Source organism: Burkholderia sp. ZZQ-2 (assembly GCF_050768715.1).
GTDB classification, from domain to species: domain Bacteria; phylum Pseudomonadota; class Gammaproteobacteria; order Burkholderiales; family Burkholderiaceae; genus Burkholderia; species Burkholderia cepacia.
Genome location: NZ_LDVA01000221.1, coordinates 1 through 11,287 on the forward strand (window position 1 = coordinate 1; position 11,287 = coordinate 11,287).

Genomic DNA, 11,287 nt, shown 5'->3' on the forward strand with positions numbered 1-11,287 from the left:
GTGGACTTTTGCACGTCCTCACCCGCCTTATGTCCTCGCCCACCCTGTACGAATTCTTCGCCCCCTGCCCGCGCGGCCTCGAAGCGGCGCTCGCCGCCGAGCTGGCCGAAATCGCCGGCCGCCACCTGAACGGCGCGCCGTTCACCGCGGGCGCGCAGGTGCCGGGCGGCGTCCACTTCAGCGGCGGCTGGGCCGCCGGCATGGCCGCGAACCTCCATTCGCGGATCGCGAGCCGGGTCCTGCTGAAGATCGCGCACCGCGCCTACCGCAACGAGCAGGACGTCTACGCGCTCGCGCTCGAGCAGCCGTGGGAGCGCTGGTTCGCGGCGACGCAGACGCTGCGCGTCGACATCACCGCGATCAAGTCGCCGCTGAAGAGCCTCGAATTCGCGACGTTGCGCGTGAAGGACGCGATCTGCGATCGGATGCGCGAGAAGACCGGCGCGCGCCCGAGCATCGATACCGGTGCGCCCGACGTGCGCGTGTTCGCGTTCCTGACGGCCAACGAGTGCACGCTGTACCTCGACACGTCGGGCGAGCCGCTGTTCAAGCGCGGCTGGCGCCTCGACAAGGGCGCGGCGCCGCTGCGCGAGAACCTCGCGGCCGGCATCCTGCGCCTGACGGGCTGGACGCCCGGCACGGCGCTGTACGACCCGATGTGCGGCAGCGGCACGTTCCTCGCGGAAGCCGCGCAGATCGCGCTCGGCGTGGCACCCGGCGTCGAGCGCCGGTTCGGCTTCGAGAAACTCAAGCAATACGACATCACCGCATGGCAGGGGCTGAAGGTCCCGGCGCTGGACGCGAAGCGTGCGGCGCGCGGCAAACGCGGCGAAGCGCTCGGCGTGTACGGCAGCGACATCTCCGGCGACATGCTCGAGAAGGCACGTGCGAACCTCGAGCGCGCGGGCGTGCCGTCGGTGTGGCTCAAGCAGGTCGACGCGCGCGGGATGACGCCGCCGTGCGACGGCCCGGGCATCATCCTCGCGAACCCGCCGTACGGCGAGCGGATCGAGGTGCGCGGCCGCAGCGCGCGCGGCGAGGTGCGCGAGACGGGCCGCAACCGCGGCAACGACGACGCGTTCCGCCGCACCCATACCGACGCACCGGACAGCGAGTTCTTCAACGCGCTCGGCGATGCGCTGAAGCAGCGCTTCACGGGCTGGCAGGCGTTCCTGCTGACGTCCGACCGTTCGCTGCCGGGCCAGCTGCGGCTGCGCGAATCGGCCAAGACGCCGCTGTTCAACGGCGCGCTCGAATGCCGGCTGTTCCGCTTCGACCTGATCGCCGGCAGCGTGAAGGCGCGCCCGGCCACGCCGGAAGGCGACGCGTAATCCGCATCATGGTCGCGACGGGGCCGCCGATACGGCCCCTGCGCGACAACCGGAACGACGCCGTTACCGCATCCGCGGCAACGGCGTCGTTCCGTTTCAATGCTTCGACTTCTCCCGGCGCCCCGTCGTGAACGGCAGCGCCTGCCCCGTCTCGAGCAGCGTCTTGCGGCTCGACGGCACGACCGGCCACCCGCCGCGAATCCCGCGATCCATCTCCCATCTCCGAGCCCGGCACCAGCCCGTCGTGCGTGACGGTCGGCTTCACGACGCAGGTCACGCGCGATTCCCCACTCTCCCCCGATGAGCATGCGCCACGTGACGACCAGCCGGCGCTGACGGATCGTTCCCGACCTCTACTGACAATACGGTGTCAGCAGACCGCGATCACACTGCAATCCCGGCGCAATGCAAGGCTGGTTTCCGCACCGAACCCGAACAACAACGCAACAAGGAACTCGTCATGACGTCCGCAACTGCAACTGCAACTGCCACCGCCACTGCCACCCCCGAGCGCGCGATCGCATGGTTCGACATTCCGTCCCTCGATTTCGACCGGGCGATCCGCTTCTACGAAACCGTGCTGCAAACGACGCTGCAGCGCGAAATCATCGGCGGCGTGCCGATGGCCACGTTCGACCGCGACGCATCGAGCACGGGCGGCAGCATCGTGTTCGATCCGCAGCAGATCAAGCCGAGCGCGAACGGCGTGCTCGTCTACCTGAACGCCGGCGAATCGGTCGTCGCGGCGCTCGAACGCGCGAAGCGCGCGGGCGGCGTCGTGCAGGGCTCCGTCGTCGAGCTGCCGAACAACTACGGCTACGTCGGCTACCTGATCGACACCGAAGGCAACCGCGTCGGCCTGCACGCGCCGAAATGCCACTGAGCGCAGCGGCCATCGGGCGCGCGCGGCGCTATCATCGCGAAGTCCCCATTGCCGTTGGAGCCGAGGTGCCGTCATGACGCGCCGTGCCGACCGCCTGTTCCAGATCGCCGAGTTGCTGCGCGGGCGTCGTCTCACGACCGCGCAGCAGCTGGCCGACTGGCTGTCGGTGTCGCCGCGCACGGTCTATCGCGACGTGCGCGACCTGCAACTGTCAGGGGTACCGATCGAAGGTGAAGCCGGCATCGGCTACCGGCTGAACCGCAACGCGAGCCTGCCGCCGCTCACGTTCACGGCCGAGGAGCTCGCGGCGCTCGCCGCCGGCGCACGCATGCTCGAAACCTGGGGCGGTGCGCGCTTCGCGAGCGGCGCACGCTCGGCGCTCGCGAAGATCGCGTCGGCGATGCCGGCCGACAAGCGCACGGCGCTCGACCGCCTGCCCGTGTTCGCGCCGTCGTTCCACATCGACGAGACGTTTTGCGCGAAGGTCGATGCGATCCACCAGGCCATCGATACGCGCCACGTCGTCAGCTTCGACTACCGCGACCGGCTCGGCGCGCATTCGCAACGCCGCGTGTGGCCGCTCGGGCTCGTCTACTGGGGCGGGCGCTGGACGATCGGCGCGTGGTGCGAGCTGCGCGGCGATTTCCGCACCTTCGACATCGCGCGGATGGGCGACATCGTCGTGCACGAGCAGTTTCCGGACATGGAAGGACGGCGGATCGCCGATTACATGCGGATCGCGGAAGCGCCGATGCGCTGATGCGGCACGGCGGCGGGCGCACCGCCGCCGTCCCTGTTTCGGGCCGCCCGCCGTGCGGCGCCCGGCCCGCCTTTCCCTACGCGCCGAACACCACCGTGCGCTTCGGCCGCTCGTCGACGTGCAGCGAGAACACGTCGGGCCGCGCGTAATGCCCGACCACGTCGAAGTCGTAACGCGCCCGCACGAGTTCGTCGGTATCGATACGCGCGGTCACGAGCCCGGCCGTGCCGATCAGCGGCTCCGTCAGCAGGTCGCCGAGCGGCCCGACGATCACGCTGCCGCCGCGGATCAGCGGCCGCTCCGGATCCCAGCCCGGCACGTCGATCCCGAGCGCGCGCGGCGACGGCTGCACCTGGCACGCGCTGACGACGAAGCAGCGCCCCTCGTGCGCGATATGCCGCATCGAGCTCTGCCACACGTCGCGCTCGTCGACGGTCGGCGCGCACCAGATCTGCACGCCTTTCGCGTACATCGCGCAGCGCAGCAGCGGCATGTGGTTCTCCCAGCAGACCGCGGCGCCCGCGCGGCCCGCGGCCGTGTCGACGACGGGCAGCGTCGAGCCGTCGCCCTGCCCCCAGATCAGCCGCTCGGTGCCGGTCGGCATCAGCTTGCGGTGCTTCGCGACGAGCCCGTCGCGCGGATCGAAGAACAGCGCCGTGCAATACAGCGTGCTGCCGCCGCGCTCGATCACGCCGACCACGAGGCTCGCGCCCGTGCGCTGCGACAGCGCGGCCAGTTCGTCGGTTTCCGGCCCCGGCACGTCGATCGCCTGCGCGGCGTAGCGCGCATACGCGTCGCGGCCCTCGGGCAACCGGTAGCCGAGCCGCGTGCCGAAGATCTCGCCTTTCGGATAGCCGCCGAGCACGGCCTCGGGCAGCACGACGAGCGACGCGCCGCTGTCGCGGATCGCGGTTTCGTAGCCGAGGATCGTGTCGAGCGTGGCGCGCGTGCCGTCGGGCGATGCGCCGATCTGCAGCGCGGCGATGACTGAAGTGGACATGAAGGCGTCTCCGGTGAATGGGGTAACGCCATCTTTATCGATATGATGTCATCGATCAAATCGATAGAACGATAAGTGTCATGAATACGGATGATATCGCCAGTCTCGACCTGAACCTGCTGAAAGTGTTCGAGGCGCTGTACGAGGAAGGCGGCGCGAGCCGGGCGGCGCTGCGGCTCGGCCTCACGCAGTCGGCGGTGAGCGCGGCGCTCGCGCGGCTGCGCGTGATCTATGCCGATCCGCTGTTCGTGCGCACCGGCCGCGGGCTCGCGCCGACGCCGCGCGCGGACGAACTGAAACCGATCCTGTCCGACGCGCTCGACCGTTGCCGCGAAAGCCTCGCGATCGCGGCCGACGGCGGCGACCGCATCGGCCGCACGATCTCGATCGGGCTGTCGGACGACTTCGAGATCGCGCTCGGCCGCGCGCTGATCGACGCCGTTGCACGGGAAGCCGCCGGCATCCGGCTGATCTTCCGGCAGACGCACAGCGGCATCGCCGGCGACGCGCTGCTGCGCCACGGCGTCGACCTCGCGATCGCATCGGGCGGCTTCTCGGCGAACGGGCTCAGCCGGCGCGCGGTCGCGACGGGCGGCTACGCGTGCCTGATCGACCCGGCCGCCCGCCCACGGCCGCCGCGCACGCTCACGCTCGCCGATTTCCTGCAGCGCGACCACCTGCTCGTGTCGTCGGGCGGCGTGATCGGGATCGTCGACGAGGCGCTGGCCACGCTCGGCCACAAGCGGCGCGTCGCGGCGTCGACCACGCATTTCGCCGCGTTGCCGTACCTGCTCGCCGGCTCCGACGCAGTGGCGACGATTCCCTCGCACGCGGCGCGCGCGATCGCGCGATCCACGCCGTTGCGCGCGCTCGCCTGCCCGGTCGACTTGCCGCACTACCCGGTCGAAATCGGCTGGCGCTCGAGCACGCAGCGCGACCCGGCGATCGTGCGCGTACGCGACACGATCGCCACGTGCATCGCGAACCTCGTCGCACCATGAAAACGGCCCGGCCGGCTTGCGCCGGTCGGGCCTGTCCTTCGAGGCTGCCCGTGAATCGGGGCAGGCCGCCTGCGTTGCCGGCGCATACGTCAGTCGACCGCCTTCACCATGTCCTCGATGACCTTCTTCGCATCGCCGAACACCATCATCGTCTTGTCCATGTAGAACAGGTCGTTGTCGAGGCCCGCGTAGCCGGCCGCCATCGAACGCTTGTTGACGATCACCGTGCGCGCCTTGTACGCCTCGATGATCGGCATCCCCGCGATCGGCGATGCCGGGTCGTTCTTCGCGGCCGGGTTCACCACGTCGTTCGCGCCGAGCACGAGCACGACGTCGACCTGGCCGAATTCGCCGTTGATGTCGTCCATCTCGAACACGATCTCGTACGGCACTTCCGCTTCCGCGAGCAGCACGTTCATGTGGCCCGGCATCCGCCCCGCGACCGGATGGATCGCGTACTTCACGTCGATGCCCTTCTCGACCAGCTTGTCGGTCAGTTCCTTCAGCGCGTGCTGCGCACGGGCGACGGCCAACCCGTAGCCCGGCACGATCACGACCGTTTCCGCGTTGCCGAGCATGAACGCCGCATCGTCGGCCGAACCCGATTTCACCGGCCGCAACTCCTTCGCGCCCGCGGCACCGCCGGCCGCCGCCTCGCCGCCGAAGCCGCCGAGGATCACGTTGAAGAACGAGCGGTTCATCGCGCGGCACATGATGTACGACAGGATCGCGCCCGACGAGCCGACCAGCGACCCCGCGATGATCAGCATCGCGTTGTTCAGCGAGAAGCCGATGCCGGCCGCCGCCCAGCCGGAGTACGAGTTCAGCATCGACACGACCACCGGCATGTCCGCGCCGCCGATCGGGATGATGATCAGCACGCCGAGCGCGAACGCGATCGCCGTCATGATGATGAACGGCAGCCACGACTGCGTGATGAAGAACAGGATGCCGAAGCCGAGCATCCCGAGCGCGAGCATCAGGTTGAGCAGGTGCTGGCCCGCATACACGACCGGCGCGCCCTGGAACAGCCGGAACGTGTACTTGCCCGACAGCTTGCCGAACGCGATCACCGACCCGGAGAACGTGATCGCACCGACGAACGTGCCGATGAACAGCTCGACGCGATTGCCGTACGGAATGAAGTCCGGCGCGACGGCGTCCTGCGGCACGAGCCCGAACGCTTCCGGCTCCGACACCACTGCGTACGCGATGCACACGGCCGCGAGACCGATCAGCGAGTGCATCGCCGCGACGAGCTCCGGCATCTTCGTCATCTCGACGCGCGCGGCGACGAACGCCCCCACGCCGCCGCCGACGATCAGCGCGCCGAGCACCAGCGCGAGGCCGAGCGGCAGGTTCGCGCCGAGCCAGGCCGCCTGCCTGGCGATCAGCGCGATCGTCGTGAGGATCGCGACGGCCATCCCGGCCATCCCGAACAGGTTGCCGCGCCGCGCGCTCGTCGGGTTCGACAGGCCTTTCAGCGCCTGGATGAAACACACCGATGCGACGAGGTACAGCAGCGTGACGACGTTCATGCTCATCGCGCGCCCTCCTTGCCGCGCCCGGGCTGCCGGGGCGCCTTCTTGCGGAACATCTCGAGCATGCGCCTCGTCACGAGGAAGCCGCCGAACACGTTGACCGCCGCGAGCGCGACCGCGAGCGTGCCGAACACCTTGCCGGTCGCGCCGACGGTGAGCGCGGCCGCGAGCATCGCGCCGACGATCACGATCGCCGAGATCGCGTTGGTCACGGCCATCAGCGGCGTATGCAGCGCCGGCGTGACGTTCCACACCACGTGGTAGCCGACGTACACCGCCAGCACGAAGATGATCACGTCGATCACCGTGTGATTGACGACTTCCATGGTCTCCTCCGTTATCGGCGCGTGACTTCGCCGTCGCGGCACAGGAGCGTCGCGGCGACGATGTCGTCGGTCAGGTCGATGTTCAGCGTGCCCTCCTTCGTGACGATCAGCTTCATGAAGTCGAGCAGGTTGCGCGCATACAGCGCCGATGCGTCCGAGGCGACCATCGACGCGAGATTCGTGTAGCCGGCGATCGTCACGCCGTGGTGCGCGATCACCTGGTCGGCGACCGTCAGCGGGCAGTTGCCGCTCTTGCGGCCGTCGAATTCCGGGCCGCGGCCGGCCGCGAGATCGACGAGCACCGAGCCCGGCTTCATCGACTGCACGGTTTCGACCGAGATCAAGGTCGGCGCCGGGCGCCCGGGAATCAGCGCGGTGGTGATCACGATGTCGGCCTGCTTCGCGCGCTCGTGCACGAGCGCGGCCTGGCGGCCGAGCCACGACGGCGGCATCGGGCGCGCGTAGCCGCCCACGCCCTGCGCAGCATCGCGCTCCTCGTCGGTTTCGAACGGGACGTCGAGGAATTTCGCGCCGAGCGACTCGATCTGCTCCTTCACGGCCGGCCGCACGTCGGACGCCTCGATCACCGCGCCGAGGCGCTTCGCGGTCGCGATCGCCTGCAGGCCCGCGACGCCCGCGCCGAGGATCAGCACGCGCGCGGCCTTCACCGTGCCCGCGGCCGTCATCAGCATCGGAAAGAAGCGCGGATACAGCGCCGCGGCAACCAGCACGGCCTTGTAGCCCGCGATGTTCGCCTGCGACGACAGCACGTCGAGCCCCTGCGCGCGCGTCGTGCGCGGCGCGGCTTCGAGCGCGAAGCCCGTCACGCCGGCCGCGGCGAGCTTCGCCGCCTGCTCGCCGTTGAACGGATCGAGCATGCCGACCAGCACGGCGCCGCGCTTGAGCAACGGCAGCTCGGCGTCGGTGGGGGCCTGGACCTTCAGCACGATGTCGACGTCGAACGCGGCCGACTGGCCGGTCAGTTCGGCGCCGGCGGCCGCATAGGCTGCGTCGGGATAACTGGCCGCGAGGCCGGCCCCTCTTGCGATACTGACCCGATGCCCGGCCGCCGCGTATTTCTTCACGGTTTCCGGCGTCGCGGCCACCCGCGCCTCGTTCGCCCGCGTTTCGGCAGGCACGCCAATATGCATCGTCAGTCCCTCCAGTCATCGCCGGCAGGTCGTTTCCGGCGATTTCCACCGCGCAACGAGCCGGGCAGCCGGACTACCGGCTCGCGAACGACGGCACTCACGTTTCACTTTAGGCGAAAGCGACGGCCGCACCCGCCTTTGCGCGCGATCGCGCGAGATCGACGCGTCAGCCTGGCCGGCGTGACCGCGCACCGGCGCGACGGACGATTACGAGGGTCGGATTCGTCTGACCGAACGCCGGGCAGCGTTCGGGCGCAACCGGTAAAATGCCGAACCATGAAACCCGAAATCTGGACCCCGCATGTGACGGTCGCGGCGCTCGTCGAGCATGCCGGCCGCTTTCTCTTGATCGAGGAAGAAACCTCGTCGGGCCTGCGCATCAACCAGCCGGCAGGCCATCTCGAAGCCGGCGAAACGCTGGCCGACGCCGTGATCCGAGAGACGCTCGAGGAAACCGCGCACCCGTTCACGCCCGACGCGCTCGTCGGCGTCTATCTGGCGCACTACGACCGTCCCGGCACCGCCGGCGCGACCTACCTGCGCTTCACGTTCTGCGGCACGGCCGGCGAGCCGGTCGCGGGCCACGCGCTCGACGACGGCATCGTCCGCACGCTGTGGATGACCGCCGACGAACTGCGCGCGTGCAGCGAGCGCCATCGCTCGCCCGCGGTGATGCGCTGCGTCGACGATTACCTCGCCGGGCGGCGCATTCCGCTCGATTTCGTGCATACGCATTCGGTCGCGCCGCGCCCCGAAGCATTCGAACGTCAGGCGGTCAACAAATGAGCAAGCGCCGTGTAGTGGTGGGCATGTCGGGCGGCGTCGATTCGTCGGTGACCGCGTGGCTGCTGAAGGAACAGGGTTACGACGTGGTCGGCCTGTTCATGAAGAACTGGGAAGACGACGACGACGGCGAATACTGCTCGACGCGCCAGGACTGGATCGACGTCGTGTCGGTGGCCGACCTGATCGGCATCGACGTGGAAGCCGTCAACTTCGCGGCGGAATACAAGGATCGCGTGTTCGCCGAGTTCCTGCGCGAATACTCGGCCGGCCGCACGCCGAACCCCGACGTGCTGTGCAACGCCGAAATCAAGTTCAAGGCGTTCCTCGATCACGCGATGTCGCTCGACGCGGAAATGATCGCGACGGGCCACTATGCGCGCGTGCGCGAGCGCGACGGGCGTTTCGAGCTGCTGAAGGCCTTCGACCATACGAAAGACCAGTCGTACTTCCTGCACCGGCTGAACCAGGCGCAACTGTCGAAGACGATGTTCCCGCTCGGCGAGATCCCGAAGACGAAGGTGCGCGAGATCGCCGCGCAGATCGGGCTGCCGAACGCGAAGAAGAAGGATTCGACCGGCATCTGCTTCATCGGCGAACGGCCGTTCCGCGATTTCCTGAACCGCTATCTGCCGACCAAACCCGGCCCGATGAAGACGCCGGACGGCAAGGTCGTCGGCGAGCACATCGGCCTCGCGTTCTACACGTTCGGCCAGCGCAAGGGCATCGGCCTGGGCGGCAGCAAGAGCGGCAGCGGCGAACCGTGGTTCGTCGCCGCGAAGGACATCGCGTCGAACACGCTGTACGTCGTGCAGGGCCACGATCATCCGTGGCTGCTGTCGCGCGAACTCGTTGCCGGCAACGTGAGCTGGGTCGCCGGCGAGCCGCCGGCCGAGGGCTTCGCGTGCGGCGCGAAGACGCGCTACCGGCAGGCCGACGCGGCATGCGCCTTCGGCGCCGCCGTGCCCGGCCCGGCAGGCGAAGCACGCTTCTCGCTCGCGTTCGACGACGCGCAGTGGGCCGTCACGCCCGGCCAGTCGGCCGTGCTGTACGACGGCGATATCTGTCTCGGCGGCGGCATCATCGAAAGCGCGGCAACCGGCGACCGGCAGGCGCTCGACGCGCCGGCACTCGCGGCCGCACGCTGACGCGCCGCCGGCGCCGGCCGAAAGCGGCCGCGCCCGCGGCCGCCCGCCTGTTCAGCGCATGTGCTGCACGGCCGCGTCGTAGCGCTCGCGCGCCGCGTCGAGCACCGGGAAATGGCGCTCGGCCCAGCGATCGAGCGCCACGAGCGTGTCCACCAGCGATTCCGCCACCGGCGTCAGCCGGTATTCGACATGCGATCGCCGCGCGGCGATCGCGATCCGTTCGATCAGCCCGTTGCGCTCCAGCTCGCGCAGCGTCTGCGTGAGCACCTTCTGCGAGATGCCGCCGATGCGCCGCAGCAGCTCGCCGTTGCGCAGCGGCCGCTCGGCCAGCGCCGGCAGGATCAGCAGCGTCCACTTGCCGGCGATCAGCGCGAGCGCGTCGCGCGCCGAACAGTCCGCCGCATAGACGTCGCCGGGAAAAGCCATGGTTACCTCCGGGTGCGTGATTGCGCGGCCCCGCTGCCGCCGGCCATCATCGTCGCATACTCACGGAGCCCGCCATGCATGCGCTGATCGTCGTCGCCCATCCCGAACCGCAGTCGTTCAACGCGGCCCTCTCCCATGCGGCGGCCGATACGTGGCGCGCCGCCGGCCATACCGCGACCGTCGCGGACCTGTACGCCGACGGGTTCGACCCGAGCGAGGCGCCGCGCCATTACGCCGATCGGCTCGACACGGCACGCTTCGACGTGCAACGCGAGCAGCGCCACCACTGGGAGCGCGGCACGCTCGCGCCGGAGGTCGGGTATCACGTCGGGCTGCTGCAACAGGCCGACGCGCTGATCCTGCAGTTCCCGCTGTGGTGGTTCGGCGCGCCGGCGATCCTGAAGGGCTGGATGGATCGCGTGTTCGTCTACGGCGGCCTCTACAGCAGCCGCCGGCGCCATGACAGCGGCGTGTTGCACGGGCGCCGCGCGCTGCTGAGCGTGACGACCGGATCGTCGGCCGCCGCCTGCGCGCCCGACGGCCGCGAGGGCGACACGCGCCTGCTGCTGTGGCCGCTCATGCATGCGCTGCGCTACGTCGGCTTCGACGTGCTCGAACCGCACCTGATCCACGAGGTCCGCAGCGATCCGGCCGGCGACGCCGCGCGGCACCGCGACGCGCGCCTCGCGCAAGCGCTCGCGGACTACCGCGCGCGACTGCGCGCCTGGCACACGTGGCCGCGGGTGCCGTTCAACCGCGACACGGACTTCGAAGCCGGCGTCAGGCTGAAGCCCGACGCACCCGCATACGGCCCGTTCATCCGTCACGCGCTCACCTGACGCGGCGGGCCGGCTCGGCAACGCGAGCTTCACGGGACCCGTAGTAGACTCTCGACCATCGTGGGCGCCGGCGGCGGCCAGGCACGGCTCGGGCACCC

12 protein-coding genes and 1 pseudogene are annotated in these 11,287 nt (G+C 69.6%); 7 read left to right on the forward strand and 6 right to left on the reverse strand.

The genetic code is table 11. The features are described 5' to 3' along the window. The first annotated feature begins 29 nt into the window (after positions 1-29). Positions 30-1,331: a THUMP domain-containing class I SAM-dependent RNA methyltransferase gene (locus ABY44_RS14995; RefSeq protein ID WP_021164196.1), complete on the forward strand. Its 1,302-nt coding sequence runs from the start codon at positions 30-32 to the stop codon at positions 1,329-1,331. A 96-nt stretch (positions 1,332-1,427) separates the two neighbouring features. Here ABY44_RS14995 and ABY44_RS15000 read toward each other — a convergent pair. Continuing rightward, positions 1,428-1,663 (reverse strand): annotated as a pseudogene (locus ABY44_RS15000) (hypothetical protein); the annotation flags it as partial. 128 nt (positions 1,664-1,791) lie between these two features. Between ABY44_RS15000 and ABY44_RS15005 the strand changes: the two are divergent. Next, positions 1,792-2,214 (forward strand): VOC family protein, encoded by a 423-nt coding sequence (locus ABY44_RS15005; protein WP_431641370.1) that lies wholly within the window; start codon positions 1,792-1,794, stop codon positions 2,212-2,214. A gap of 73 nt (positions 2,215-2,287) precedes the next feature. Next, complete coding sequence (locus tag ABY44_RS15010; protein WP_027788348.1) at positions 2,288-2,974, forward strand: helix-turn-helix transcriptional regulator; 687 nt, start codon at positions 2,288-2,290, stop codon at positions 2,972-2,974. Between the two features lie 76 nt (positions 2,975-3,050). Here ABY44_RS15010 and ABY44_RS15015 read toward each other — a convergent pair whose 3' ends face one another. Further along, positions 3,051-3,974, reverse strand: coding sequence for a carbon-nitrogen hydrolase family protein (locus ABY44_RS15015; RefSeq protein ID WP_059693802.1), 924 nt, complete (start codon positions 3,972-3,974; stop codon positions 3,051-3,053). Positions 3,975-4,054: 80 nt separating this feature from the next. On the opposite strand from ABY44_RS15015, the gene ABY44_RS15020 reads away from it, so the two are divergent. Next, a complete protein-coding gene (locus tag ABY44_RS15020; RefSeq protein ID WP_431641371.1) occupies positions 4,055-4,975 on the forward strand; it encodes a LysR family transcriptional regulator in 921 nt (306 codons plus the stop codon). Between the two features lie 89 nt (positions 4,976-5,064). Here ABY44_RS15020 and ABY44_RS15025 read toward each other — a convergent pair whose 3' ends face one another. Genes ABY44_RS15025 through ABY44_RS15035 form a run of 3 tightly spaced genes read right to left on the reverse strand, consistent with a single transcriptional unit; the run spans position 5,065 to position 7,993 of the window. Further along, a complete protein-coding gene (locus ABY44_RS15025; protein ID WP_226181034.1) occupies positions 5,065-6,519 on the reverse strand; it encodes an NAD(P)(+) transhydrogenase (Re/Si-specific) subunit beta in 1,455 nt (484 codons plus the stop codon). Beyond that, positions 6,516-6,842, reverse strand: a complete 327-nt coding sequence (locus tag ABY44_RS15030; protein ID WP_027788352.1) for an NAD(P) transhydrogenase subunit alpha — start codon at positions 6,840-6,842, stop codon at positions 6,516-6,518. The genes ABY44_RS15025 and ABY44_RS15030 overlap by 4 nt, the downstream gene beginning before the upstream one ends. An 11-nt stretch (positions 6,843-6,853) precedes the next feature. After that, positions 6,854-7,993 carry a Re/Si-specific NAD(P)(+) transhydrogenase subunit alpha gene (locus ABY44_RS15035; protein WP_027788353.1) on the reverse strand — a complete coding sequence of 380 codons (1,140 nt, stop codon included), beginning with the start codon at positions 7,991-7,993 and terminating at the stop codon, positions 6,854-6,856. A 276-nt stretch (positions 7,994-8,269) separates the two neighbouring features. Here ABY44_RS15035 and ABY44_RS15040 point away from each other — a divergent pair, with 276 nt between their 5' ends. Together ABY44_RS15040 and mnmA are read left to right on the forward strand one after the other, a co-directional pair. Beyond that, positions 8,270-8,779 (forward strand): NUDIX hydrolase, encoded by a 510-nt coding sequence (locus ABY44_RS15040; RefSeq protein ID WP_060174152.1) that lies wholly within the window; start codon positions 8,270-8,272, stop codon positions 8,777-8,779. Then, positions 8,776-9,924 carry a tRNA 2-thiouridine(34) synthase MnmA gene (gene mnmA / locus ABY44_RS15045; RefSeq protein WP_060174151.1) on the forward strand — a complete coding sequence of 383 codons (1,149 nt, stop codon included), beginning with the start codon at positions 8,776-8,778 and terminating at the stop codon, positions 9,922-9,924. Before ABY44_RS15040 ends, mnmA begins: the two co-directional genes overlap by 4 nt. Before the next feature lie 51 nt (positions 9,925-9,975). On the opposite strand, the gene ABY44_RS15050 is transcribed toward mnmA, so the two are convergent. Next, positions 9,976-10,350: a winged helix-turn-helix transcriptional regulator gene (locus ABY44_RS15050; RefSeq protein ID WP_027788355.1), complete on the reverse strand. Its 375-nt coding sequence runs from the start codon at positions 10,348-10,350 to the stop codon at positions 9,976-9,978. 74 nt (positions 10,351-10,424) lie between these two features. Here ABY44_RS15050 and ABY44_RS15055 point away from each other — a divergent pair, with 74 nt between their 5' ends. Then, positions 10,425-11,189, forward strand: a complete 765-nt coding sequence (locus tag ABY44_RS15055; RefSeq protein ID WP_060174150.1) for an NAD(P)H-dependent oxidoreductase — start codon at positions 10,425-10,427, stop codon at positions 11,187-11,189. Positions 11,190-11,287 lie beyond the last annotated feature (98 nt).

Bases quoted from the DNA above. Each gene is read 5' to 3' on its own strand.
- ABY44_RS14995 (WP_021164196.1), top strand. From the start codon at position 30: ATGTCCTCGCCCACCCTGTACGAATTCTTCGCCCCCTGCCCGCGCGGC.
- ABY44_RS15005 (WP_431641370.1), top strand. From the start codon at position 1,792: ATGACGTCCGCAACTGCAACTGCAACTGCCACCGCCACTGCCACCCCC.
- ABY44_RS15010 (WP_027788348.1), top strand. From the start codon at position 2,288: ATGACGCGCCGTGCCGACCGCCTGTTCCAGATCGCCGAGTTGCTGCGC.
- ABY44_RS15015 (WP_059693802.1), bottom strand. From the start codon at position 3,974: ATGTCCACTTCAGTCATCGCCGCGCTGCAGATCGGCGCATCGCCCGAC.
- ABY44_RS15020 (WP_431641371.1), top strand. From the start codon at position 4,055: ATGAATACGGATGATATCGCCAGTCTCGACCTGAACCTGCTGAAAGTG.
- ABY44_RS15025 (WP_226181034.1), bottom strand. From the start codon at position 6,519: ATGAGCATGAACGTCGTCACGCTGCTGTACCTCGTCGCATCGGTGTGT.
- ABY44_RS15030 (WP_027788352.1), bottom strand. From the start codon at position 6,842: ATGGAAGTCGTCAATCACACGGTGATCGACGTGATCATCTTCGTGCTG.
- ABY44_RS15035 (WP_027788353.1), bottom strand. From the start codon at position 7,993: ATGCATATTGGCGTGCCTGCCGAAACGCGGGCGAACGAGGCGCGGGTG.
- ABY44_RS15040 (WP_060174152.1), top strand. From the start codon at position 8,270: ATGAAACCCGAAATCTGGACCCCGCATGTGACGGTCGCGGCGCTCGTC.
- mnmA (WP_060174151.1), top strand. From the start codon at position 8,776: ATGAGCAAGCGCCGTGTAGTGGTGGGCATGTCGGGCGGCGTCGATTCG.
- ABY44_RS15050 (WP_027788355.1), bottom strand. From the start codon at position 10,350: ATGGCTTTTCCCGGCGACGTCTATGCGGCGGACTGTTCGGCGCGCGAC.
- ABY44_RS15055 (WP_060174150.1), top strand. From the start codon at position 10,425: ATGCATGCGCTGATCGTCGTCGCCCATCCCGAACCGCAGTCGTTCAAC.